Here is a 23,535-nt window from a genome sequence, read left to right as displayed (position 1 = left end):
AGTGCTGTCGTGCAGTCGTGCTGTTCCAGAGCGCGTCAATGGACACGCGTCCCTCCCACACCGCACAGACAAACAGCCTCGCCTCCCCCGTGCTCGTCAAGCTCGGCTCCTACGACCCCGTCCGGCTCACCGTGGTCCGCGCCCGTACCTGGGTCGGGATCTCCGTGGTGCTGCGCCCGGTGCACTGCAGACGGCCTGCGGCGCCGTAGCGGCCCAGCAGCGCCGTCCGGGGCGCCGCGACGGAGCCGACGATGGCCTCAGTGGCAGGCTGGGGGGCACAGCGCACGTTCGAGGTCGTCCTGTAGAGCCCGAGGTGGTGTGGTAGCCGGCCGTCGGGGCCGGTGACAGCCGCTCTCGGGTGAACAACGGCAGTCCGGAGTGAACGGTGATGCATGCTTCCCGTGATGCACGGTTCCTACCAGACAGACCACAGGCCGCAGACAGCGCGAGGGTCGTCATCTGGGGAGACCCGCGGGGACGCATCCTCTGCTCGTGGGGACGGCCCCGCTGGTTCCGCTACTTCGTGCAGATCCCCGCGCCCGCGGGGATGGCCCCGGCCTCGGCCATGGCGTCGTCGGCATGCCCGACTGCTCCCCGCCCCCGTGTGGATGGCCCCGGCAGCCGGTTCACACCCGCGCCGAGCTGCGGTGCTCCCCGCGCGGTACGGGGAGAGGCCGGCGAGATGGCAGCAACCTCGCTCTCGGTCGACCTCCGCAGCGGTCTCCACCCGCCGGACACGCCGAATGTGGCCGTGAGTTGGCCAGGTGGTTTGCGAACGAGCGCGGTGTCGGTGTGGAGGTCGGGCACGCGTCGACGAGTCCTGGAGGCCGGACGTCGAAGCGGAACTCGCGTGAACGAGCAACCTGCTCGATCGGGCGTCGTACAGTCGACACGCCTTTCCGGCCGAACATGGGTGGGTCAGCGCAGTCCGACGAAAAGGTCGTCTTCGGGTAGGGCGGCGCCGGTGCTGTCCTGGACCCGAACGAAGGTCTCTATGCCCATCAACTCGTCAAACTTTTGGCTTCCCAGCTTGAGGAAGAAGATGTTCTCGCCCTGACTGGCGTGGGCGGCCAACGCCTCGAACTTCTGACCGCTGAACCGAGTCGTGTTCACCCATGTGGTGATCTCGTCGTCGGGGAGGCCGATCTCGGCCATCGCGGCGGCCTGGGCAGGGTCCGGCTCAGGCATGTCATCATGAAACTCGCGCATGATCTCGCCGAATCGCTTCATCATCGAACGGGGCATCGTGGTCCAGTACACCTTCGGTGCCAGCGCGGTCATCTCCAGTGCCGCCATCGTGATGCGGTGGGCCTGAATGTGGTCAGGGTGTCCGTAGAAGCCGTTCTCGTCGTAGGTGACGACCACATCAGGTCGGTAATGACGCATGAGCTCCGCGAGCCTGGCCGCGCCTTCCTGCACGGGGGTCTGCCAGAAGGATCCGGGGGCGTCGTTGCTCGGCCAGCCCATCATCCCGGAGTCGGCGTAGTCCAACGTCTCCAGATCGCTGACCTGCAAGACGGCACAACTCGCTTCGAGTTCTTGACGGCGCATCGCGGCGACCGCCGCCGGATCATGTCCCGGATCTCCCGGCTTGACACCTCCCGGACCGTCACCACAACGGCCGTCGGTACACGTCACGAGAACCGTGCGGATGCCTTCCGCCGCGTACCGAGCGAGGACACCTCCGGTTCCGGTGGCTTCGTCGTCGGGGTGGGCGTGCACTGCCATGAGCGTCAAGGGCCGGTTGGTCATGAAGCAATCCTTCTCCGGAGATACGTCTGGTCTGAGTGCCTAGCGGCTGCACCGCAATCCTGAGCCCGGAACCTGGTGCAGCGCCGGTCTCTCAGCGATGCAACCGTGCTGGTGGGCCCGGTTGTTCCCGGCACGGCTGCTTTGGCCTGCCAGACACCTTTGGGGCGGGACCATCCCCGCACGTGGGGGAAGGTCCCGGGTACTCCGCGCCCGGGACCGGGTCAGGACCGGGTCGTACGGCTGCTCCCCCGTGCCCACGGGGATGTGACCACGCCAAACGGGTCACGGGTCACGGGTGTCGGGTGTCGGGTGTCGGGTGCAGAGTGCCCTCCGCGCCGGCGGGGATGGTCCCGCGGCGAGCGGGCCACAGCCGCTCAAGTACTCCCCGCACCCGCAGGAAAGTCCAGGGCCGGCGCGGGTCGCCGCTGCGCGATGTCCGCGAGGCCGAGCGGCCAGCCGTGGCCCCTCGCAGGTGCGGCTGCCGCCGCGTGCTCATGGCGTTGGCAGGTTACGGCAGCCCGCCTCGTCAGATCCGCACACCTGGTGGCCTACTTGTCGGCTTAGCAAGCCAAGTTGTTCCGGTTACCCTCCGCCGCCCGGCGCGGCGCGTCCGGCGATCCCAGCAGACCGTACGGCAGATACCCGGACCGGACACCGAGTTCCCACCCATGGACCTGGACGGCGAGGCAGGCCAGGGCGAGTGTGCCGAGGGGGAGGAGGGACCGGGGCGCGGGATCACCGGAACCGGCCTCGACGCTCTTCCGGTAAGCGACCAGCCGGGCGACGAGGGCGTCCTCGAAGGCGTGCTGGTCGTCGTCGAGGAGTACGCGGAGCAGCCGCTGGTCCGCGCTCAGCGCGTCGCCGACCTCGTCGAGCCGCCGGGCGGCCTCCGCGCGCTCCCCGACGTCCGGCTTGCGCAGCGGAACCGTGGGCCAGTCGCGGGGCAGATGCCCGGCCGCCTCGGTGAGATAGGGGCACAGGGCGTCCATGGCGGCGAGGTCGGCGGGGTCGGAGACGGAGGTGTACCGGTTGTAGGGCACGCCGTCACGGATGGCGTGCGCGTAGTCGCCGCGCAGCAGCAGCCCCGTCCCCCGCTCCCAGTCCCACACGTGCCCGCTGACGACACACATCTCGAACATGTCGAGCCAGGTCCGCGCGGTGGGCGCCTCCTTGACGACGTCCCGGAAGGTGATGGGGCCGTCCCCGAACTCGTCGTCGTCCGGGTCCGTGCTGATCCGCTCCCCGATAAGAGGGAAGCGGATTTCCTGGTCCCCGCTCGGGAAGCACATGATGCCGAGCACTCCGTGCGCACACTCGGCGGCGGTGACGGCGACCGTGCCGGCCGCGGCGTCGAGCCCCGGCTCCGTCACCGTTCGCGCGGCGACGTGGTCGAGCAGTTCGTCCGCCATGGCCCGGATCATCGTCGGCGAGATACTGCCGTACCGCAGCGAGTGCCACCGCGTGTAGGCCCGCCCATCGATGTCGTCAAGCGCCTCGGCCAACCGCTGCTCGCCGACCTCATGGCATGTCACATCTCGCACGAACCGCGTCCCTCCATGAACTCCACGACCGGATGACGCACGTTATCAATGGGCACTGACAGCACAGTCCTCTCTCGATGCCGGGCAGGAGCTGTTGGTCCGGTGGGCTCTACGCGAGGAGATGACAGACCGCCGCACTGGGAGGCGGCACACCGGGGGGAACGACCGTTCCGCACGTGAGTACCGCGCTTCGCCCGGGGCCTACCTCCGGATCGCTGCGGAACGGACGGCCGTCGTGGGCGTGCCGCGGGGTGGGTCGGCCCGGATCGAGCGGGTGGTGGTCATCGCCGTACAGCTGCGCCGGGCGCCTACGTCGACCCCTTCGCCGGACTGCGCGAGGGCGACATGGATGTCTTCCCGACCTGGCTACCAGTGGACGAAGCCGATCTCACCGTAGGCCCGGTCCTCTTCCGCGAAGGGTAGTCACCGAAGGCGGCACCACCCAGTCCGGCTCCCTGATCGACGAGATCGTGCGCGAGGGCGCCCGCCGGATGCCCGCCGACCGCGCGGGAAGCGGAAGTCATGGGCCGCGACTGTTCAGGCGCGTGAGGCCGCGGCGATGACCCGGCTCGCGGCGGTCTTCTGCAGCAGTCCGTAGGCGAGCACAGGGAGAAGCAGGTGTGGTTTGTCGGGCAGCGTGGTGGTGATCAGGACCGCGCTCGCGCTGCTGTTGTTCATGCCGCAGGCGAGCGTCAGCGACGAGGAGGAGGGGGCGTCCAGGCGCAGCAGGTGTGCGGCGGCCCGGCCCAGCAGGAAGGAGAGCAGGCAGACGAGCGCCGCCACGACCAGTGCCGCACCGAACAACAGCGGGCGCGGATGTGCGAGGAAGGAACCCAGGGCGCCACTGGCGTTGACATACGTCAGGACCAGCGATCCGACGAGGGCCACAGGCGTGATCACGCGCAGCGTGCGGCCCCGCCACGCCGTCGGCAGCGCGAGACGGCACAGAATTCCGGCCGCGCAGGGCAGGACCACGCTCACGAGGGCGAAGCCGCCGTGGGCCGTGTGCCCGCTCGTGGTGAGCGTCTCGGCGTAGTCATCGCTGAGGAGCGGCACGAGGGCGGTGATGACCAGCGGGATGGTGAACGGGCTCAGGAGCGTGGAGGCGAGGACGAGCCCCACCATGGTGGGCTGGTCCCCGTCGTCCTTGCCGGTCCATACGGTGGCTCCGGCGGCGACGGGCATCGCCACGATGAGGATCATGGCTGTGACGAGGCCGCTGCCGCCGTCCGTGTCGGGGGTTTGGTGCAGGACGAACGCGACGAGGGGGATGACCAGGAGCGGGATCGCCAGGTGCAGGACGAGTCCCGCCAACAGGGTGGTGGGGCTGCGCAGCAGCCGGCTCAGCTCGCGGATGGGTACCTGCAGCCCGGCGGAGAAGAGCACCAGGGACAGCAGCAGCGGGCCAGTACTCAGCGGCAGGCCGGTCACTGTGCCGAGGGGCAGGGTGTGCTCCCGGCGCAGCCACAGTCCGGGGCCGGGCAGGAGGAGGGCGGTCAGGTAGGACAGCACGACGGCCCGGCCGAGTCTGCGGCGCAGCCAGAGCGCCGCCCGGTCAGTGGGCGGGTGGGAGCCAGTCGGAGGGTGCACTACGGACTTCTTCCATCGCGGCGGACGGGAGGGAGTGGGGTGCCGCTATGGGAAGCCGGTGGTCATGACTGGTCATGACTCCCATGGTGCTCCGGTGAGGCGGTCGCGGCCAGCCGGTGCCGCGCCGCAGTCAGGATGCGTTCAGGTATGCGATCCACCCCGAACAGCGCTGACCGGAAGTCCTGGCCCCACCTCAAGCCGTTGAGAAGCCTGCCGGGTGGGACCACTTGCCCTCAGCGGGTCGACCGGGTCCGGTCACCCGACAGACAGGTCGGCCCGGAAGCGTGCCCCGCAGGTGTGACCGCGATCGTGGACAGTTCGCCGCCGAGGGCGCGAGCCAGGCGCCGCGCGAGCGGCAGTCCGACACCCGGGCCGTCGTACCCGTCGCCGGAGTCGGTGCGGCGGCCGGGCTGGACCTGGTCGTCGGCGAACGCCGCCGGCACGCCGGGGCCGTCGTCGGTGACGTCGATTCGCAGGGTGCCGGGCAGCTGCCGCGGACACGGACTCCGCGGAGTGTGCGTAGCGGACCGTGTTGGTCGGCAGCGGCTGACGATGCGTTCGAGGAGGGCTGGCGACGCGACTCCCGCCCGCGGTCGTGGATCCCCCACGTCGACGAGGAAGGCTGCCGAGATGGCCGCCCGCGTGGCCTCCGCAGACTCGGCGGACGGGCTGCTTCGGGCTCTGCTGTTGGAGGAGGCTGCCCGCTCGTACTCGAACGCGCCGCACGAGGCGGGGCCGAGGTCTGGGGGCAAGTCCGCGTATCCCTGGCGTCGGTTCCGGATACTGCAGGTGAATGGCGGCGCCTGCGCCTTGCCCAGTTGCGTGGTGACGCGTCCGACAAGGCCTCCCCTCGCACTTACCTCCGCATCCAGTTCGTCAACAAGATCACCTGCCCCAACGCAGCAGTGACGCTGGACAGCGAGGAGGATCAGGCGATCCTTGCCGAACATTTGCACCTTCGGACCGCGATCGCCGACGCGCTGCGGCTTGAGTCCAGTTGGGCTGAGCATCAGTAGTGCATCCTGAGGTGCCGGCTGCGCGGTTCAGGCGGTCCGCATGCGGTCCGCCTCCGAGGTTGGCAACGGTCGGCCCGGGCCGACGTGCTCGTTGCGGGCGGTCTCAAGCAGCAAGCGCCAAGAGGTCACCGTCGGGCGGCGCCGCAGAAGACCTCGCCGCTCCCGTTCGGTCATCCCTCCCCAGATGCCGTGCCCGATGCGGTGGTCGAGAGCGTAGGCGAGACATTCGGTCTGAACCGGGCAGCCGTTGCACAGAGTCTTCGCCTGGTTCTGGGATGCGCCCTCAACGAACAGCTCCTCAGGGTCCGCGGTGCGGCACTTCGCCCGTGTCTCCCACTCCGAATCGTCCATCGCCATGGCCGGCTTCCTCCCACACGCTCCCCCGATGCCGGGGTCTGGTGCAGACCGTATGCCCACGAAACGCAGGTCATGCTCCTCAAAAAGACGCTCGACCTGTCCGTGATGACCATCGCTTCGCACGAGGTGCGCGTGACACACCGCCTGCGCGCCGGAACCGGCGTTCTCGGTCCCTTCCCGTGCCGTGGGCAGCAGGCGCTCCGAGCACTGGCCTGCCCGGAAGCTGAGGTTGGAGGTGATGCCGCCCGTCCGTGCTCAGCGGAGTCGCGATCCAGCCGGAAGGCCCCGCGGTGAGGGAGTGGCCGCATGTGCGAGATCGGGGCACGGATGATCAACGCTCGGGTGGAGACCGTACACGAGACACCGGCGTTCCACCGCGACGGTCGTCAAACGGCCCTGTCTGCTTCCGGGGGACGGCTTCCACGAGTAGCAGCCAGGTAAGCACCCGGCTACCGGTAAGGCGCGCGAGCAGCCCTACTTCATCCGCCCGCCGGACGAGAGGTGATGGCGCTCGCTTCGTCGGCATCGATCCAGTGCTTGCACGCGGTGCGCTCGTAACCGGTGCGGTCCTCGTCGAGGACCTGGAGCCGGGCGAGCACGTCCCTCACGGGCAGGGTGGTGGTTTCGCCGGGCACAGCGGCCGGAGCGGCGTGCGCGGTCGCGCGGACGAGGCGGGCGGCGAGCGCGGCGGTACAGGGCATACGCGCACCTTCGGCTCGGGACGGAGCACGCCCTTCTTCCGCAACCCGGCGGCGCTGAGCGCGTCAAGTTGCCGCTCCGGTATCGAAGTTCGAGCGAATCCCCTTGCACAATGGTCAAGATTCGTTGACCATTGCTCGCGTGTCTACCGACGATCTGCCCGAGACGTTTCACGTCACCACGGACGAGCAGCTGCGTGCCGTCTCCAATCTCACACGTCACCGGATCATGGCCGTACTCCGCTTCGAACCGGCGACGATTACGCAGATCGCCGAGCGGGTGGGCCTTGCGAAGGGGAGTTCCAGCTATCACGTGCGGCTGCTGGAGCGGGCCGGCCTGGTGAAGGTGGTGCGGACGCGGAAGGTCCGGGGCGTCACCGAGCGGTACTACGCGATGGCCGCGCGGGCGATCGTGCTGCCGGATCCGGGCGACGGAGGGCCGGATGTGCTGATGCGGCATGCGGTGGCGGATCTGGAGGCGGCGCCGACGGAGGGCGAGCGGCACGTGCGGATGGCTCATCTGCGGCTCACCGACGAGCAGTTCGCGGAGCTGGGGGCGCGGTTGCAGGCACTGGCGGACGAGTACCGGGAGCTGTCCGATCCGTCACTGCCGGACGCGTCTCTCGTGTTCGCACTGTTCCACCCGGCAGCGCGCGAGCAGGCCGAGGAGGGCGCCAAGTGACCTTGCGGATACGGAAGTTGCCGACCGGGTTCGGACGGCTGTGGAGTGCGCAGACGGTGTCTTCGCTTGGTGACGGGGTGTCGCATGCCGCACTGCCGCTGCTCGCGTTGACGCTGACGCGGGATCCGATGGCACTCGCCGTCGTCACGGCCGCCGGGACGCTGCCGTGGCTGCTCTTCGGGGTGCTCGGCGGTGCACTGGTGGATCGCTGGGACCGTCGGCGCACGATGTGGGTCGCGGACACGGCGCGTGCGGTGCTGCTCGCCATAGCGGCGGCAGCGGCCGCACTCGACGTGTTGAGCATTCCATTGCTCTCGGTCGTTGCCTTTCTTCTCGGCATCGGCGGGCTGTTCTTCGATACGGCCGCCACGGCCTACCTGCCGGATCTGCTCGGCCGCGATCCCGCGCTCCTGCAACGCGCCAACTCTCGCCTGCGCGGCGCCCAGACCGCCATGTCCGGTTTCGCGGGGCCGCCTGCGGGCAGTGCGCTGCTCGCGCTCGGACGGGCGGTCCCGCTGCTCGCCGACGCGGTGTCATTCCTGTTCTCCGGGCTGCTCGTCCGGACACTGCCCGCCATGCCCCGGCCCGTGCCGGAGGTCCGCGAGTCGCTGCTCCGGCAAGCGCGGGCCGGAGCCTCGTACGTCTTCCGGGACCGGGTGCTACTCGGGCTGGCGCTCCGCCCGGCGGTCGGGAACGTCGCCTTCCTCGCCGTGGAGACCGTCCTCGCCCTCTTCGCGCACGACCGCCTGGGCATCGGCACCTACGGCTTCGGACTGCTCCTCACGGCCGAGGCCACCGGCGGCCTGCTGGGAGCAGGCATCGCCTCCCGCCTCGGCCGACGACTCGGCACCGGCACCGCACTGACCTGCACAGCCGCCGTCGAAGGGCTCGCCATTCTGGGCCTGGCTGCTGCCTCGAACCCTTACGCGGCGGGGCTGGCGCTCGCCGTCTGCGGGGCCGGCATGGGCGCCACCATGGTGCTCGGGCCCTCCCTCCGGCAGGCGATCGTCCCGGCCCACCTGATGGGCCGGGTCGCCTCCACCTCCCGCATGCTGGCCATGTGTGCCGCCCCCATCGGGGCCTTCCTCGGCGGCTGGCTGGCCGCCACCTACGACATCCGCACCCCGCTCTGCGCCGCCGCCGGCCTCCTCCTGACGATGACGGCCGTCACGGCATCCATGACCAGCAACCGCCGGGTCGAAGCGGCGCTGCGTGCCGCCACCCAGGCAGGCGGTCCGGATCACCCGGCATCCAAGGATCCCGGCCGGAAGAGTGCACCCGGCTTGTTGTGACGCCTGCCGGGATGTCGATGACGGCAAGTCCTGGATCTGCGATGTGCCGGCCCCTGACCAGCCACGATCTGCCGCTGCGGACCGGGGCGCGGGCGCCATCGTCCGGCTCGGCGCGCGACCACTCAGCCGCGTCGTCCGCCTCACCGTCGACGACGTGATCCACGACGGCGACCATGTCCTCCTCCGCCTCGGCGAACCACCCTCCCCGGGCCCGGACCGGTCACCGATCCCCCGCTTGCCCGGATCCAGGACCGGGACAGCATGAACACCGCGACGAACCGCGACTCCGTCCTGGAAGGGCTCGAAGCCGATGAGGGACCACAACCGCCAAGTTCAGCGACCGTTTGGCGCTGCTGTCGTCGGTCATCTCGCGGCCGCCGGCCGATGCCGGCTCGCACGCTGCCGTAGTGCAGACCCGCGACAGGCGGCGGACGGCCGCGCCTGCCGGCACCGGCCCCAGGCCGGCCCCGCGCCATTCGGGCTCGGTGATCATCCGGTGCATGACCAGCAGATCACCGACCGGGTGTGCGAGTACCTCCTCCGAAGCGGGGCGTACTCGCCGCGGCCCAGGGCCAGCAGCGTCTCGCCGATGCGGGAGACGTCACCGGTGTAGGCGTTCACTGCGGCGCCAGCCCCCGCGAGGAACCGGGCGAAGCCTCGGTCCGGCCGTGTGGTCTGCTTCGCACACCGCGCGCCCAGGTGCGGATGCCCGCATCCGAGAGCGGAACCGCGCCCTTCAGAATGCGGGTGTTCTTCGCGGCGCGCGCCGGCCGCACCGAGCGGAGAGTTCCTTCCCTGTGATTCGACGGCCCGGAGGTGATGATCCCGTCGGTCATCCCACTCTGACTTGTCGGCGGATATCGCCGGCCGCTGTCCGGCGCTGCTCGCGCCGTGCCTCGGCTGCCAAGAGCCACAGCCACACTCCCACGGTGATCAGGTGGGCGCGCTGAGCGATGCCCTGCCCACCGTGAATGCCGACGTAGGGACCGGCCGAGAGGATCGCCGCCGTCATCGACAGCGGCAACAGCCAACGGGCCCAGCGTCCGGGACGACACTGCCGCCCGGTGGCCGATCGAGCATGGACGGCAAGTGCGGCCATCGAGGTGAACACGGCAAAGTGCACCAGCGCGCTGGTCGTCGTGTGCGCGATATTGTCCACCGGACAGCCCGGCTCCCGAGAGGGTGCGCACCGCATGGGCAGCGCAACGTCCGCCACGGAGCAGACAGCGAACAGCGCGAGGGCGGCCCAAGCTGCTGACGTCCAGCTCCATGACAACAAGGGAAGGATCGGGCACGAGGCCACCAGGAGCAGCGCGGCGGAGAGCAACTCCACCGCGGTGAACAGCAAACGGTGGGGCTGGTCGGCGGCGAACGTCTCGCTGACATAGGAATTGCGCTGGTCAAGCCCGGTCTGCACCCAGAACTGAAGTAACCAGTCGTTGTAGAGGAGACCCGCCACAGGCAGCAGGAACGCCGCCGACGCCCACCGCGCCGCCGACCCGTGACCCCGCCTGCTCCGACAGGCATCACCTGGCAGGTCCGACGCCCCTGACGCGTTGTCCGTATGCACCAGCGCCTCCCGTTCCGTAACTCGCCCACAGGACCAGACATACCGACCGCGGATGGTGAGCGTGGCCGTCACCGCGAGCAGCCGCCCGTACGTGTCATCGTGCTGACGAGCTGTCAAAGTGCCCCGCCGGGCCTGAGCAGGGCCATGACCTGCGTCCACCCCACCGATACTCGGTCGGGGCCGGGCCAGTCGAGACCCGCACCACGGTGCCGGTCACCCAACTGGGCGCAGGGCTGCGCGCACTGGGCGCATGGCTGCGCGACCCGGGCCGAGCGACCGGGAGTCAGGACGGCCGGCTGACTCACAGCTCGGACCCGTCGGGCCAAGCCGATGCGGGGCCGACCGGTGCGGCGGGCGGGGGCGCGGACGTCATTGTTACGGTCGTTGGATGGCGAACTGGGACGGGGACGGCGTCCGCGTACGGATACGGGAGATGGCCGCACGAGACCCCGAGTGGGAGCGTTTCGGTGCGCGCACGCATCGGTACGCGCTGGAGCCGCAGCTACCGGGAAAGGTGATCCGGGCGTTCGAGGAAGCCCACGGCATCGTGCTGCCGGCCGAGTACCGGTCCTTCGTCACGGAGGTGGGCAACGGCCCCGCCGGGCCCGGACACGGCATGATGCCGTTGACCGTCCCACGCCCGCAGGCCGACGAGGAGTGGGCCGTGGACGACGAGTGGAGAGAAGACCGGCTGCCGGGCCGCCTCGGAGAGCCGTTCCCCCTCACGAAACCCCTGCCCGGCCCGATCGGAGCACCCGCCGATCTGACCCGCGGCACCCTCATGCTGGCCGAGCAGGGCTGCGGCATCTACAACCGGCTCGTCCTGAACGGCCCGCACACCGGAGAGGTCTGGCAGATCGATCCGCGGTGCCCGCTGTCCCCCGCCCGGCGGCTTCGGCTCGGGCAGCTTCGCCAGTATCGCCCCGATCGTCCATGTGGCGGCCGAGAGGAGCATCTGCCATGAGCACGCCGAACTGGGCGCCCCGCAGGCGAGGACCGGCTGGGCGCCAGACGTTCGCTGCGGGTGCCCCGGTCCGGCCGCTGGCAGTGTGGTCAGGTGATGCCTGCTCCGGTGAGGCCGTCGTCTCCTCCGCCTGGTGGGCCTCAGTGCGGGTGGGAGGTGAGGTGGTCCAGGACATCGGTGAGGTGCAGCATGCGTTCGAGGCAGGCCGGCCGGTTGTCCAGGTGGAGGGTGGCGCCGAGGGCGCTGGTGCGGCGGTGGATCATGAGCAGGGCGGTCAGTCCCGAGGAGTCGATGTACGCCAGCTCGCGGAAGTCGAGCCGGACATCGGCGGGCGGTGGCCGGCCGGCCGTGAACCGTTGACCGACCTCGTTGAGGAGGTCGTCGCTGGCGTCGTAGTCGAGTTCGCCGCGGATGATGACGGTCAGCGTGGTGGACTCACGGCGGACGGTCAGGGTGAACTCGCTGGGTGGCAGGTGCGTCATGCGCGTATGTCGGGGCCGGGGACAGGGCGGGTGGCGTGCTCGGTCAGGGCGGTCCTGCCGTGCTCGAGCATCTTGAGGGCGCGGGGAAAGTCGTGGAGCTGGTGGGCCAGGGCGTCGAGGCCGGCCGGCAGCGAGTGGGCGGGGACGCCCCGGGCCGTGAGGATGCCGGCGGTCCAGGTCAGGAACGTGGTGAACAGGTGGGGGTCGTCGACGTAGAGGGCGGTGGCCAGGAACTCGACGATGTAGGCGATGTCCTCGGCTGTGCGTTCCTGCTGGGCGCGGCTGTAGGCGCGCACGGCGGGGAATCGGTCTTCCAGGTCGGCGAGGGTCTGCTTGACGAACCGGGTCCGCGACTGGGCGACCAGGGTGTATTCCTGGTCGCCGAGGTGCGGCAGGTCGTCCACCGTGTGCCGGAGCGCCGAGGCGTCCGGCCGCGGTATGCCCGCCGCCAGGACGGCGGCCGCGGCCCGTGCGTCGGGCGCCCACCGGTCGGCCCCGAAAGCGGTCGCATGGCGGCCTTGGGGGCCGAAGGCGCGGCCACCGGCCAGGACGGGGACACCTATGGCCTGACAGGAGGTGATGGCGGCGTGCGCGGTCGGCAGGTGGGTGGGGATCGAGCCGGACAGCAGGAGGGCGTCGGGATTGGTCAGATGCAGGTGCGCGACCAGGTGCGGAGTGGGGGTCTGGGCGCCGAGGTAGTCCACCCGCCAGCCCTGCAGGGCGAGGACCTCGGCGACCAGGCGGGCGGGCAGCGCGTGCCATTCCCCGTCCACGCAAGCGACTGTCACCCGACCGCGATCGGGTGCGGGCCGGCCGGCGCCGGGATGGTGGGCGAGGGAGGCGATGACCCGCTCGTTGATGGCGGTGGCGGCGTGCTCCTGGGCGACGCTGATACGGTCCGCCGCCCATTCCACGCCGACTTTCTCCTGCACGGGTGCGATGACCTGAAGCAGGAACGTCTCCTCACTCAACCCCTGGGCCAGGGCGTCGTGGACGGTCGCGGCAGCCTGGTCCTCGTCACCGCCGATCACGGCCTGCCACAGCCGTCGCACCGCACCGGCTGTCGCGGTGGGCTCACTCACCGCCCGCTCCTCCTGGTCGGTCCACCGCTCGCCTGCCCGTTGACGATGCTCAGCGCGCCGGTTTTCGGGGCGGTGATGGCCATGACGGCCATGTCGTCGTGACGGCCGTTGCCCAGCCACTGCGCGGCCAGCATCTGCACCCGCTCCACCACCGCTTCCGCCGGCATGCCCACGCATTCGGCAAGGGCCCGCTTCAGGCGGTCCTCACCGAAGAGCTCGTCACCCAGGGGGCCGCCACGGGCCTCGGTGATCCCGTCGGTGTACAGCAGGCAGGTCTCACCCGGGGCGAGAACCGTCCTGACCGTGCGCGCGGTGACGGTCGGCAGGGCTCCGACCAGGGTGCCTCGGGTGTCGGCCTCCTCCACGGTGCCGTCGGTGCGGACGATGAGGGGCGGCATGTGCCCGGCACTGGTCAGCCGCAGCTGCGCCCGGCCGCCGCGGCGGCGTACGGAAGCCAGCGCCAGGGTGGCGAAGCGGGTGTGGTGGGAGGACAGGAGCGCGCTGTTGAGCAGGTTGAGGATGTGCTCGTGGTCCGCGGCAAGTGGCAGCAGGGCGTGCAGGGTGTTGCGGATCTTGCCGGTCAGGACCGCCGCGTCCAGGCCTTTGCCCGCCACGTCACCGAGCACGACCAGCGTCTCCTCGGACGGCCCGGCGCCGGGGTGGACGTCGTAGAAGTCGCCACCGACCCGCTCGTGCTCCTTCGAGGTCCGGTAGCTTCCGGCGTACTCCACGCCGTGCACCGTCCGCAGCGTGGGCGGCAGCAGGTCCTGCATCAGCGTGGCGGTGATCGTGGCCTGCTCCGTGTACAGGCGGGCAGCGGACAGGGCCGCGCCGGCGCGTGCGGCGAACAGCCGGGCGAAGACTTCCTCGCCCTCGGTGAACGCCTGCTCCGTGCTGGAGCGCAGCAGGACGAGTGCGCCGGCCGGCACGCCGTGTCCGGGCAGCGGGGCGACGATGACGGAGCCGACCGAACCGGCGAAGTCGTCCGGGATCGCCCAGTCGGGAATGTCGGCGGGGTTGATCCAGCGGGCCGGCACCGGCGGGAAGCCCTGCAGCGCCTCCCTGAGCCCGGGTACACCGCCGACGTCGACCTGCCGACTGGTCTGTACGACGCGGCCCCCCTGACAGGCGTAGGTGAGGGACAAGCGCCGCCCCCGAGGCGGCGCTATCAGGACGGCGGCCTCGGCGAGGTGTTCCGCGGCCAAGGAAGCCGCCACCTCCATGCACCGCGGCACGTTCAGTGTGGACAGCAGCGTGCTGGACGCCTCCGACAACACCTTGGAGCGGCGTCGCGCATCGCTGAGCGCCCTCTCGGCCAGGCGTCGGTCGGTGGCATCGACCAGCCACCACACCACATCACCCTCGCTGAGGGTGGGGCGCGCCTCGAAGTGGCGGTCACCGACGGCTCCGTGCGGTACCTCGGGGGCGGCAGTGCCTGGCGAGGATGTGGCTACGACCCGCTGATGGGCGTCGGCGAGCCAGGACGGCACCTGCTCGGAAAGACGGGCGCCGCTCACCGCGCCCGGCAGTACCAGCCGGGCGGCGTCGTTCAGGCGCACGAGGTGGCCGTGCCGGTCGGCGACCAGCACCGGATAGGGAGCCTCGGTCCACGCCGGTCCGGTCTGCCGGCCGGCGTCGGGTGGACGGGTGGAAAAGCTGCGGGAAGCAGTCACAAACGGAGGCACGCCCAGTGCGTACCTCACCACCTTCCTGCCATATGGAAACAGATGTCCTGTGGCAACCGTCCCGCACCAGCCCCGGTCATTGCAAGTCACTCGGGAAAGGCTCACGCAAACGCCACAAGCGTCCTGGCGTAAGGCAAGCCACCGCCGTGCATAATCCGGGCATCGTTGTATCGTTCGCGATCGCCGCCAGTAACGTTGTCACGCGGCTCAGCGAGAGGTCGCTGACGTGTTCTCATCCGCGCGGTGACCAGCCCGTGCACTGGGAGGCCAAGCGGTGCTTCACCTCGTCGGACGTATCGGCGACCATGTCACCGCCGCCTTGCCCGAAGACGTCGACCTCCACTCCACACCCTTCGTACGCGCTGTCGCGGACCGGATCATCGACGAGGGCTGTCGGCACCTCACCCTGGACGCCTCCCGCACCCTGTCCCTGGACTCCACCGGTATCACCGCCCTCATCAACTGGTACCAGCGCCTCGACGATCTGGGCGGCTCGCTCACCGTCACCGGACTCAACGAACACCACTACGCACTGCTCAACCGCCTCGGTCTGCACACCGTCATGAACCTCACCACCGCGCCCAGCCACCAAGCCCTACGCTCATAGGGCCGAAGGAGCAGGGCCGTTTCGGGATGCGGGCCGAAGTGGGAGCCCTCGCCGTTGGGGGCCGTGGGGCGCGGGAAGCACCTCCCCGGCAGGAAGGGGCAGAGGTGGTGGAAGGTTCCTTGTGCTACGCCGCCTCGACTTGCCGGCACCTTCGGCGACTTGGCGGTGATGCCGTCGAAGGCTCGCCGGGGTCCGTCTGTTCGCCCGGAGGAGAGCGAGTCACACCGCCCGCACGCCTGCATGCCGACTCGACACCGAGTCACCGGGCTGTCGAGAACCTGATCGCGCGGTACGCGGAGCTCGTCGACGACGGTGACGTCGCGGGGCTTGGCGACCTACTCGCCCGTGCCAGGGTCCGCGGTCCACGGTCCACGGAAGCAGCGCATCGGTGAGCGGCGGGTCCGCGTCAACCTCGTCGGTGGTACGACCCGCCAGCTGCGTCCAACCGACGCACAGGGGTGGCCACTCCCCCTCCTGGCCGCGCGGCCGCCGTTCCGGCCGCTCCCCGCGTCCGGGTTGCTCCTGGCCGGTGTGGGACACCGGGCGGCGGGCAACCCGGAAACCTATTACCGCGACATTCGGCAGCACCGCGACGACGACCCCGTCTTCGGGCCCCTCACCCGGACCGTGACCCCCTGCACCTTCTGGCCGACGGCCCCCGCGGAGCCCCCCACCGACGTGCACAACAACGTGCCACTGCTGATGGTGGGTGCCACGGGTGACCCGGCGACCGTGTACCAAGGCCAGTTGGCTGCCCACCGCGACCTGGGGAACTCCCGCCTGATCACCTTGCGCGGTGCCTTCCGGCACACCGTCTACGCAGGGCTCTTCGCGCCGAAGAGCGCCTGCATCGACGAGGCGGTCAACCACTACCTCACCACCGGTGTCCTGCCCTCCCACGACAGAACCTGCCGGAACTGACCTCGGCCTGGACGGCTTACAGGGTGTAGGGGGCTCCAGTACGGCATGGAATTCGGCGACCGCCGGGGACGCCGCGATGACGGCACTGTTGATGAGGTCTCCCCCATGACGCGCAAGGCCGCCGAGGGCGACCGATGCGTGATCTGCTCCGTGACCGGCGGAGGTCTGCCGTGATCGTCCGGGCACGTCACACTTTCGTTCCCGTCTGCGGACGGCCCCCAGGGGGTAGGCGGGTGTGGTGACACCTCCTACCACTCCTTCCACGCCGTCCACCGCTGCGACGGACGGCTCGCCGCAGGGCGGGGCGCCCGCGCTCAAGAAAGCGCTGACGACCCCCCTGCTGTACTTCTTCATCCTCGGCGACGTGCTGGGCGCCGGTGTCTACGTCCTGGTCGGCCAGATCGCCTCGGAATCGGGCGGCGCCGTGTGGCTGCCCCTGCTCCTGGCCCTGCTGCTGTCACTCCTGACGGCCGCCTCGTACGCCGAACTCGCCACGAAGTACCCGAGGGCGGGCGGCGCCTCCCACTACGCCACCCTCGCCTACGGACCGTTCACCGGCTTCCTCGCCGGATACTGCATGCTCGCCGCGGGCATCGTCTCCGTCGCCGCGCTGGCGCGGGGCTTCGCCGGCGACTACCTGGCCGTCTTCGTCAGCCTTCCGGTCGTCGCGGTGGCGGCCGTCTTCCTGTGCGCCCTGGCCCTGCTGAACGCCCGTGGAATCAGCGAGTCCACCCGCGCCAACGTGGCGGCGACGGTCGTCGAGGTCGGTGGTCTGCTGCTCGTCGTCGGCCTCGGTGTCTGGCTGCTTTTGCGCGGCGACGGCGACCCCGGCAGGCTCGTACACCTCGGCACCGGCCACACGGGAGCCGCCGCCGGTGTGCTGGGCGCAACGGTGCTCGCGTACTACTCCTTCGTCGGCTTCGAGACCTCCGTCAACGTCGCCGAGGAGACCCGCGACCCGCGGCGCTCCTACCCGCGCGCCCTCTTCGGCGCACTGGTCACCGCGGGAGCCGTGTACGTGCTGGTCGGTGTCGTCGCTTCGGCCGCCGTCCCCACCGCGACGCTGGCCCGCTCCAGCGGCCCCCTGCTGGAGGTGGTGAAGGAGGCGGGCGGGGTACCGCCGAAGGTGTTCGGCGCCATCGCCCTCGTCGCCGTGGCCAACGGCGCGCTGCTCACCGGCATCATGAGTTCCCGCCTGGCCTACGGCATGGCGCGGGACGGCCTCCTCCCCCGCTTCCTGACCCGGGTGCTCCCGGGCCGCCGTACGCCGTGGGCCTCGATCGCGGCCACGACCGTGCTGTCCTTCCTGCTGGCGCTGACCGGTGACGTCGCCGGCCTCGCCGCCACCCTCGTCCTGCTGCTCCTCGTGGTGTTCTTCATCGTCAACACCGCGGTGCTCGTCCAGCGGCGCGACCACTCCGACCGTCCACACTTCCGGGCGTACACCGCCGTCCCCGTCCTCGGGGCGGCCTCTTGCGTGGCGCTCGCCACACAGATCGAGGCCGCCGTCTGGACGCGGGGGCTGATCGTCATCGCGGTCGGCGTGGTCCTGGGGGCCGTCGCCGCCCGGCACCGCCGCCGGACCTCGTCCTGAACGACGCCGGGGCCCGCCGCCCCGGGTGCCCGCTTGTGGCCGCCCGCTGCCGTGCCGAGAGTGGGCGTGAGGGACCATCCCACGGTCACCGAAGGGCTGACCGGCAGCAGACCGAATACCGTGCCGGCCTGGCGGCGGACGGAAACGGCGCCACAGTCGCTCGTCGTGGCACCGGCGCGGTGAGCGCCGCGGCTTCTGCTCCAGCCCGCCCGGACCGCGCCTGGTCCGGCCGTCGAGACGACGCCCCCGGAAGCCGACGGCCCGCCGGAACCAGGGTTCGGCGGGCCGTCGGGACCCGGAGGGCGCCGGGCTCAGTACGGGCGGATCAGCACAGGCAGGGAATCCGTCCCGGAGACGAGGCCCAGCACGTCCGTGTCCCGCAGTGCACGGGAGAAGGCTGGCCCTCGTCCACGTCGCATCCGCGGCATTGAAGCCAGCCGTACCAGTTCCGTCCGAGGAGAGGGCGACTCGCAGACCGGAGAGGTGCGGTCGGGGCGGTTCGCCGGGGCCGGATCGGTCGGGCCGGATCGGTCGGGCCGGATGGGTCGGGCCGGATGGGTCGGGCCGGATGGGTCGGGCCGACCCCTTGCTCGCCTCCCCGGCCGTCGGCGCAGGCGCCGGCCCGGCGATGGCGTATTCGCGCGTGGCGGGTGGGTCAGCGAGACGAGACGCGGGGCGGGTCAGCCGTGGGGGCCGACGTCTCCTCCGCGTCGGCGACGGAGGACCGGGTCACGATCCGGGAGGTCGTCCTGGTGAGCCGCAGGGCGATGGCGCACGTGGCCAGGGCGAGGACCGTCATGGCGGCGCCGGCCCAAGCCGGGGAGGCGTAGCCGAGGCCGGCGTCGATGACGGTGCCGCCGAGCCAGGGGCCACCGGTGTTGCCCAGGTTGAAAGCCGCGGTGGTGGTGGCGCCGGCAAGCGTGGGGGCGGCTCCGGCGACGTTGAACATCCGGGCGTTGAGGGCGGGCGCGGTGTAGAAGGCGGAGACGCCCAGGAGGAAGGTCAGCGTGATCGTGGCAACGGGGCTGGAGGCCAGCAGCCCCAGTGCCACGAGGAAGACGGTGGAGGCGGTGATGCCGCTGAGCAGCACGCCGAAGAGGTGGGCGTCGGCGAGCCGACCGCCTATGTACGTACCGAGGAGGGCACCGATGCCGAACAGGGCGAGGACGGCGGAGACATAGCCCGCGTCGAGACCGGAGACGTCGGTGAGCAGCGGGGCCAGGTAGGAGAAGGCGCAGAAGACGCCGCCCGCGGCGAGGGCGGTGATCAGGACGGACAGCAGGACCTGCCGGTCGCGGTAGATCACCAGCTCGCCCCTGAGGCGGGGCCGGTTCTCGGGCATCGGTATGTGCGGGATGCGGGTGACGACGCCGACGAGAGCGATGGCCGAGGCGACGGCGACGGCCCAGAAGGCGGAGCGCCAGCCGAGGTGCTCGCCGAGGAAGGCGCCGGCGGGCACGCCGAGGACGTTCGCGATGGACAGGCCGCCGATCATCACGGCCATGGCGCGGGCACGCGCCCCGATGGGCACCGTCGCGATGGCGACGGCCGTGCCGACCGCCCAGAACCCGGCGCAGGCGAGTGCGCTCACCACCCGTGAGACGAAGAGCACGGCGTAGTCCGACGCGAGCGCGCCGGCCACCTGGCCGAGCCCGAACAGGCTGATCAGCGCGACGAGCGTGGTCTTGCGGGGCAGCCGCAGAGTGGCGACGGCGAGCAGCGGGGCGCCGACGACCATGCCGATGGCGAAGGCCGAGATGAGCAGTCCGGCGCGCGGAATGGAGACGTGCATGTCCTGCGCGATGGGCGGCAGCAGCCCGGAGAGCATGAACTCGCTGGTGCCGAGCGCGAAGACGGACAGGCCGAGGATGTACACGGCGAGTGGCATGCGGGCGGACGGCGCCGGGGACGAGGCAGGTGCTGACGGGGGCTCGGCGGGGACGGGCTTGCTGAGCTCGGCGGAAGAAGACGGCATGTCATGGGCAAACAATCCCTTTACGCCTGTCATTCCTTCTTCGATGAACGTCTCGGGATGCGGGACGCCACCCAGGCACTCATGCGTCCACACACGCCGGTGCCGGAGCGGGACGGGGACCGGCGCAGGCCCTCTCCCCCGTGACCAGCCTCTCCGTCCCCGTCGTCGGCGAGGCTCTCGACGACGGCGGAGAGTCGCCCGATGGCGGCCCGCAACGGCGGCCGGGGGTGCGACTCCGGTGAGACGGAGACCGGTTCACGGATCCGGTCGACACAGTGACTCCGGGGGTGGTGGTGCCGGCACCACCCCCCGTTCGGGGTCTGGGCCGACTGCTTCGGGGGCGAGCGAGGAGGAAGGTTGCCTCCGTCACGACGGGTCCGGCCGACGGGTCCGTGCATCGGCAAGGGAACGGGGGAGCATGATGGCCAGTCACACGCGGCGGCGACTTCTCAAGGGCGCCGCGGTCGCGGCGGCGGGCGGGGTGGTCGGGGGCGGCCTGGGGCGCGGCTTCTTCACGGCTTCGGCACAGGCGAGCCCCCTCGCCGGCGGGAGCGGCGGCACGACGGGGGCGACCCCGTTTCTTCAGGGGGCTTTCGCTCCGGTCACCGAGGAGTCGACCGTGTTCGATCTCCAGGTGACGGGACGCGTTCCGCGTGACCTGGACGGCCGCTATCTGCGCAACGGTCCGAACGCGCTGGGTCTGGAGGATGTCCGCGCTCACCACTGGATGCTCGGCGACGGCATGGTGCACGGGGTCCGTCTCCGCGGCGGGTGTGCGGAGTGGTACCGCAACCGCTGGGTGCGGTCCTCCCAGGTGGCGGCGAAGCTCGGGGAGACGTACCCGGGTCAGGCGCCGCCGGACGACTTCGCGTGCAACACGCACGTGATCCCGTACAAAGGGCGCGTCCTGGCCCTGCAGGAGGGCGGGCCGCTGCCGTACGAACTGGACGGCGAGCTGAACACCGTGCGCCCGTACGACTTCCGCTCCACCCTCACGGGCGCCTTCACCGCGCACACCAAGTACGACGCCACGGCTGACGAACTCCACGCGATCGCGTACTACCCCGCCTGGAACCACGTGCGGCACATCATGATCGACCGCACCGGCCGGGCGGTGCGGACCACACGGATCCCCGTCGCGGACGCGCCGATGATGCACGACTTCGCGCTCACCGCGACGTACGTGGTGATCGTCGACGTGCCGGTCACCTTCGACGGTGCCGCCGCACAGGCGGGCGCGATCGTGCCGTACGTGTGGAACGACAGGCACCCGATGCGTGTCGGGCTGTTGCCGCGCACCGGCGGCACCGCGCGCTGGTTCGAGATCGACCCCGTGTTCTACTCGCACACCCTCAACGCCTACGACGACGGTGACACCGTCGTGGTGGAGTACACCGGGTTCCCCGCGCCGTTCTACGCTGCCGGGCTCGGCACGGGCGGTCCTTCGGCGACCGGTGCTCCGACTCTGAGCCGCTGGACGATCGATGTGGGCGCGGGCCGGGTCCGCGGCACCCGGCTGGACGACCGCCCGCAGGAGTTCCCCCGCATCAACGAGTCCCTGGTCTCCCGCCGGCACCGGTACGCCTATACGGCGAGTACGGCCGAGATGTGGCGCGCGTACGAGACCGTCGACGGGGTGCCGCCGGACGAGAAGTTCACGAACTACCTGGTGAAGCACGACATGCTGCGCGGCAGCCGGCAGTTCCACCGTTTTCCCGAGGGAGCGGCGGTCAGCGAGCCGGTGTTCGTGCCGCGGCGCGGGGCGCGCGACGAGGACGACGGTTATGTCCTGTCGTACGTGCACGACCCCGACCGCGGCGCGACCGACCTCGTGATCCTCTCGGCCGTGGACTTCGGCGGCCGTCCGCTGGCCCGGGTCCATCTCCCCGGCCGGGTGCCGCTGGGATTCCACGGCAACTGGATCGCGGACGCCCGGTAGCACCGCCGCGGCTCGACCGTCCCATCGGTGCCAAGGCTCGAGGGCCGGGTGCGGGGCGGGGCCGGGCCGGCTGCTTCTGCGGCTTGTCGTCCGTCCCGTCCTGGGGGACGCCGCGCTGGGGCGCTCACCGGGGGCGTTGCTCCCCCAGCACCCTGACGCAGCGGGCGAGGAGTTGCGTCAGCGCGCTTCTCTCCTCGTCGGTGAACTCGGCGGCGAGGGCCTGTTCCACGCGTACGGCGCGAGCGTCGGCGTCGGCCAGGACGGTACGGCCCTCGTCCGTGAGCCGGGTCTCCAGGACGTTCCTGTGCCACTCGTGCGGGGTGCGGGCGATCAGTCCGCGGTCCTGGAGGTTCTTCAGGACCGTGTTCATGGTGGGCGGTGTCACACCGCAGAGCCGGGCCAGAGCGGCCGCCGAGATGCCGGGCTTGTCGGCGAGGTGAAGCAGCGCGGCGTACTGCGCGACCGTCACCCCGGTCGGTTTCAGCACCGCGGTCTTGGTGGCGGCGAGGGCCTGCTCGGCCTGCTTGAGGTGGGAGCCGAGGCGCTCGGACGCGGGCATGGAGGTGGTCACCCGCGCATGGTAGCGGGCACATACAGGCATGCGCGCTCCTCGAAAGATTCGCACCGTGACGAGTATTAGAGTTCTAACATAGGTTCGCGTACGTCGATAAGCGACGACTCAACCGATCCGAGAGGCGCCGGTACCCGTGTCCCGTTCGATGCACCGCCGCACCTTCCTGACAGCCGGCACGGCCGCAGCTCTGGCCGTCACCGCCCCCGTGTCCGCGCAGGCGGCCACCCGGCCCCAGATCTCCACCGCCTGCACCCTTCCCGATGAGCGGGCCTATCCCGAGGGCATCGCCCTCGACCGCAGGACAGGCGACGCGTACGTCGGCTCGTACACCACCGGCGCTGTCTACCGGGCCGCCGCCGGGCACCGCACCGCCCAGGTCTTCCTGCCGGCCGGGGCAGACGGCCGGACCACGGCCAACGGCCTCAAGGTCGACCGTGCGGGCCGGTTGTGGGTGATCGACTCCACCACCGGCGTGGACGTGTACGACCTGCACGACCGGAGCCTGCTGGCCCGCTTCGAGACGCCGGACGACAACCCGCGTTTCCTGAACGACCTCGTGGTCACCGCGGACGGAACGGCGTACATCACCGACAGCGTGCGTCCGCTGATCCACCGTGTCACCCCGGCCGAACTGGCCCGCGCCCGTGGTGGCCGGGCGGCGTTCACCGCACGCTACGACCTGAGCACGGCCCTGCCCCCGGGACCGTCCGCGGCCTTTGCCCTCAACGGCATCGCCGCCGACCCCAGCGGACGTCTGCTGTTCGTCGTCGACATGCCCGGCGGCGGCCTCTACCGGGTGGCCGTGGCCGACGGCTCGGTGCAGCGGGTCGCCCTGCACGGCGGCGACCTGACGCACGGCGACGGCCTGGAGCTGACGCACGGCACCCTGTGGGCCGCGCACAACGCCACCCACACCCTCACACGCTGGCGCCTGTCCCCCGACGGCACCAGGGCCCGTCTCACCGGCAGCCTGACCGACCCCGCGCTCCAGACCCCGACCACCCTGGCCCACGACCACCGCGGCCTGCTCGTCGTCCGCTCCCAGTTCGACAAGGGGGGCCCGATGGGCCCGGGCACCCCTCGGACACCGTTCACGGTGGCACGGGTGACGGGGATGTGACTCCGGCAGGCGAGGCGTGCGGGGGCGCAACGCGTCGGGGGTCCTGATGCGGGCTCGCCGCCGTTGCCGGTCGGTCCGAGACCGGCCCCTCCGC

The 23,535-nt window shown here is 70.9% G+C and carries 22 protein-coding genes; 9 read left to right on the top strand and 13 right to left on the bottom strand.

Annotation, left to right across the window (positions count from 1 at the left end; all coding sequences use genetic code 11):
• The first annotated feature begins 38 nt into the window (after positions 1 to 38).
• Positions 39 to 209, top strand: coding sequence for a hypothetical protein (locus ACZ7N4_RS23430; protein WP_471360827.1), 171 nt, complete (start codon positions 39 to 41; stop codon positions 207 to 209).
• Positions 210 to 918: 709 nt separating this feature from the next.
• On the opposite strand, the gene ACZ7N4_RS23425 is transcribed toward ACZ7N4_RS23430, so the two are convergent.
• The 6 genes from ACZ7N4_RS23425 to ACZ7N4_RS23400 form a co-directional block, all read right to left on the bottom strand.
• A complete protein-coding gene (locus tag ACZ7N4_RS23425) occupies positions 919 to 1,752 on the bottom strand; it encodes a PIG-L family deacetylase (RefSeq protein ID WP_471360824.1) in 834 nt (277 codons plus the stop codon).
• 560 nt (positions 1,753 to 2,312) lie between these two features.
• Positions 2,313 to 3,293, bottom strand: a complete 981-nt coding sequence (locus ACZ7N4_RS23420) for an immunity 49 family protein (RefSeq protein WP_471360821.1) — start codon at positions 3,291 to 3,293, stop codon at positions 2,313 to 2,315.
• A gap of 537 nt (positions 3,294 to 3,830) precedes the next feature.
• Complete coding sequence (locus ACZ7N4_RS23415; RefSeq protein WP_471360819.1) at positions 3,831 to 4,883, bottom strand: bile acid:sodium symporter family protein; 1,053 nt, start codon at positions 4,881 to 4,883, stop codon at positions 3,831 to 3,833.
• 233 nt (positions 4,884 to 5,116) lie between these two features.
• On the bottom strand, positions 5,117 to 5,326 hold the full coding sequence (locus ACZ7N4_RS23410; RefSeq protein WP_471360816.1) for a hypothetical protein: 210 nt from the start codon (positions 5,324 to 5,326) through the stop codon (positions 5,117 to 5,119).
• A gap of 600 nt (positions 5,327 to 5,926) precedes the next feature.
• On the bottom strand, positions 5,927 to 6,256 hold the full coding sequence (locus tag ACZ7N4_RS23405) for a WhiB family transcriptional regulator (RefSeq protein ID WP_471360814.1): 330 nt from the start codon (positions 6,254 to 6,256) through the stop codon (positions 5,927 to 5,929).
• A gap of 479 nt (positions 6,257 to 6,735) precedes the next feature.
• Complete coding sequence (locus ACZ7N4_RS23400) at positions 6,736 to 6,957, bottom strand: hypothetical protein (protein ID WP_471360811.1); 222 nt, start codon at positions 6,955 to 6,957, stop codon at positions 6,736 to 6,738.
• Between the two features lie 139 nt (positions 6,958 to 7,096).
• Here ACZ7N4_RS23400 and ACZ7N4_RS23395 point away from each other — a divergent pair, with 139 nt between their 5' ends.
• Positions 7,097 to 7,636, top strand: a complete 540-nt coding sequence (locus tag ACZ7N4_RS23395; protein ID WP_471360808.1) for an ArsR/SmtB family transcription factor — start codon at positions 7,097 to 7,099, stop codon at positions 7,634 to 7,636.
• Positions 7,637 to 7,653: 17 nt separating this feature from the next.
• A complete protein-coding gene (locus ACZ7N4_RS23390; protein ID WP_471360992.1) occupies positions 7,654 to 8,928 on the top strand; it encodes an MFS transporter in 1,275 nt (424 codons plus the stop codon).
• Positions 8,929 to 9,417: 489 nt separating this feature from the next.
• Here the strand turns inward: ACZ7N4_RS23390 and ACZ7N4_RS23385 are convergent, their stop codons facing one another.
• Positions 9,418 to 9,549, bottom strand: coding sequence for a hypothetical protein (locus tag ACZ7N4_RS23385; protein ID WP_471360805.1), 132 nt, complete (start codon positions 9,547 to 9,549; stop codon positions 9,418 to 9,420).
• A 211-nt stretch (positions 9,550 to 9,760) separates the two neighbouring features.
• Complete coding sequence (locus ACZ7N4_RS23380) at positions 9,761 to 10,387, bottom strand: DUF998 domain-containing protein (RefSeq protein ID WP_471360803.1); 627 nt, start codon at positions 10,385 to 10,387, stop codon at positions 9,761 to 9,763.
• 499 nt (positions 10,388 to 10,886) lie between these two features.
• Between ACZ7N4_RS23380 and ACZ7N4_RS23375 the strand changes: the two genes are divergently transcribed.
• Entirely contained in the window at positions 10,887 to 11,462 is a 576-nt protein-coding gene (locus tag ACZ7N4_RS23375; RefSeq protein WP_471360801.1) for an SMI1/KNR4 family protein, read from the top strand.
• Between the two features lie 140 nt (positions 11,463 to 11,602).
• Here the strand turns inward: ACZ7N4_RS23375 and ACZ7N4_RS23370 are convergent, their stop codons facing one another.
• Genes ACZ7N4_RS23370 through ACZ7N4_RS23360 form a run of 3 tightly spaced genes read right to left on the bottom strand, consistent with a single transcriptional unit; the run spans position 11,603 to position 14,699 of the window.
• Positions 11,603 to 11,944 carry an STAS domain-containing protein gene (locus ACZ7N4_RS23370; RefSeq protein WP_471360798.1) on the bottom strand — a complete coding sequence of 114 codons (342 nt, stop codon included), beginning with the start codon at positions 11,942 to 11,944 and terminating at the stop codon, positions 11,603 to 11,605.
• Positions 11,941 to 13,026, bottom strand: coding sequence for a cobalamin B12-binding domain-containing protein (locus tag ACZ7N4_RS23365; protein ID WP_471360795.1), 1,086 nt, complete (start codon positions 13,024 to 13,026; stop codon positions 11,941 to 11,943). The genes ACZ7N4_RS23370 and ACZ7N4_RS23365 overlap by 4 nt, the downstream gene beginning before the upstream one ends.
• Positions 13,023 to 14,699 carry a PP2C family protein-serine/threonine phosphatase gene (locus ACZ7N4_RS23360; protein ID WP_471360792.1) on the bottom strand — a complete coding sequence of 559 codons (1,677 nt, stop codon included), beginning with the start codon at positions 14,697 to 14,699 and terminating at the stop codon, positions 13,023 to 13,025. The genes ACZ7N4_RS23365 and ACZ7N4_RS23360 overlap by 4 nt, the downstream gene beginning before the upstream one ends.
• Before the next feature lie 286 nt (positions 14,700 to 14,985).
• On the opposite strand from ACZ7N4_RS23360, the gene ACZ7N4_RS23355 reads away from it, so the two are divergent.
• From ACZ7N4_RS23355 to ACZ7N4_RS23345, 3 genes are all read left to right on the top strand, one after another.
• Positions 14,986 to 15,318: an STAS domain-containing protein gene (locus tag ACZ7N4_RS23355; RefSeq protein WP_471360790.1), complete on the top strand. Its 333-nt coding sequence runs from the start codon at positions 14,986 to 14,988 to the stop codon at positions 15,316 to 15,318.
• 345 nt (positions 15,319 to 15,663) lie between these two features.
• Positions 15,664 to 16,239 (top strand): alpha/beta hydrolase, encoded by a 576-nt coding sequence (locus ACZ7N4_RS23350; RefSeq protein ID WP_471360787.1) that lies wholly within the window; start codon positions 15,664 to 15,666, stop codon positions 16,237 to 16,239.
• A 235-nt stretch (positions 16,240 to 16,474) separates the two neighbouring features.
• The gene (locus tag ACZ7N4_RS23345) at positions 16,475 to 17,833 is read left to right on the top strand and encodes an APC family permease (RefSeq protein ID WP_471360785.1); all 1,359 of its coding nucleotides are present in this window, start codon (positions 16,475 to 16,477) and stop codon (positions 17,831 to 17,833) included.
• Positions 17,834 to 18,488: 655 nt separating this feature from the next.
• On the opposite strand, the gene ACZ7N4_RS23340 is transcribed toward ACZ7N4_RS23345, so the two are convergent.
• On the bottom strand, positions 18,489 to 19,721 hold the full coding sequence (locus ACZ7N4_RS23340) for a Cmx/CmrA family chloramphenicol efflux MFS transporter (protein WP_471360782.1): 1,233 nt from the start codon (positions 19,719 to 19,721) through the stop codon (positions 18,489 to 18,491).
• A gap of 508 nt (positions 19,722 to 20,229) precedes the next feature.
• Between ACZ7N4_RS23340 and ACZ7N4_RS23335 the strand changes: the two genes are divergently transcribed.
• A complete protein-coding gene (locus ACZ7N4_RS23335; RefSeq protein ID WP_471360989.1) occupies positions 20,230 to 21,747 on the top strand; it encodes a carotenoid oxygenase family protein in 1,518 nt (505 codons plus the stop codon).
• Between the two features lie 124 nt (positions 21,748 to 21,871).
• Here the strand turns inward: ACZ7N4_RS23335 and ACZ7N4_RS23330 are convergent, their stop codons facing one another.
• Complete coding sequence (locus ACZ7N4_RS23330; protein ID WP_471360779.1) at positions 21,872 to 22,318, bottom strand: MarR family winged helix-turn-helix transcriptional regulator; 447 nt, start codon at positions 22,316 to 22,318, stop codon at positions 21,872 to 21,874.
• A 136-nt stretch (positions 22,319 to 22,454) separates the two neighbouring features.
• Here ACZ7N4_RS23330 and ACZ7N4_RS23325 point away from each other — a divergent pair, with 136 nt between their 5' ends.
• Positions 22,455 to 23,441 (top strand): SMP-30/gluconolactonase/LRE family protein, encoded by a 987-nt coding sequence (locus ACZ7N4_RS23325; protein ID WP_471360776.1) that lies wholly within the window; start codon positions 22,455 to 22,457, stop codon positions 23,439 to 23,441.
• The last annotated feature ends 94 nt before the right edge of the window (positions 23,442 to 23,535 follow it).

It is taken from the genome of Streptomyces sp. NPDC107654 (genome assembly GCF_055639035.1).
This window is presented reverse-complemented; position numbering and strand designations above follow the sequence as displayed.

What these genes read in the sequence shown, in the direction of transcription:
- ACZ7N4_RS23425 (WP_471360824.1), bottom strand. Translation starts at nt 1,752, where the DNA reads ATGACCAACCGGCCCTTGACGCTCATGGCAGTGCACGCCCACCCCGAC.
- ACZ7N4_RS23335 (WP_471360989.1), top strand. Translation starts at nt 20,230, where the DNA reads ATGGCCAGTCACACGCGGCGGCGACTTCTCAAGGGCGCCGCGGTCGCG.
- ACZ7N4_RS23370 (WP_471360798.1), bottom strand. Translation starts at nt 11,944, where the DNA reads ATGACGCACCTGCCACCCAGCGAGTTCACCCTGACCGTCCGCCGTGAG.
- ACZ7N4_RS23340 (WP_471360782.1), bottom strand. Translation starts at nt 19,721, where the DNA reads ATGCCACTCGCCGTGTACATCCTCGGCCTGTCCGTCTTCGCGCTCGGC.
- ACZ7N4_RS23375 (WP_471360801.1), top strand. Translation starts at nt 10,887, where the DNA reads ATGGCGAACTGGGACGGGGACGGCGTCCGCGTACGGATACGGGAGATG.
- ACZ7N4_RS23405 (WP_471360814.1), bottom strand. Translation starts at nt 6,256, where the DNA reads ATGGCGATGGACGATTCGGAGTGGGAGACACGGGCGAAGTGCCGCACC.
- ACZ7N4_RS23430 (WP_471360827.1), top strand. Translation starts at nt 39, where the DNA reads ATGGACACGCGTCCCTCCCACACCGCACAGACAAACAGCCTCGCCTCC.
- ACZ7N4_RS23400 (WP_471360811.1), bottom strand. Translation starts at nt 6,957, where the DNA reads ATGCCCTGTACCGCCGCGCTCGCCGCCCGCCTCGTCCGCGCGACCGCG.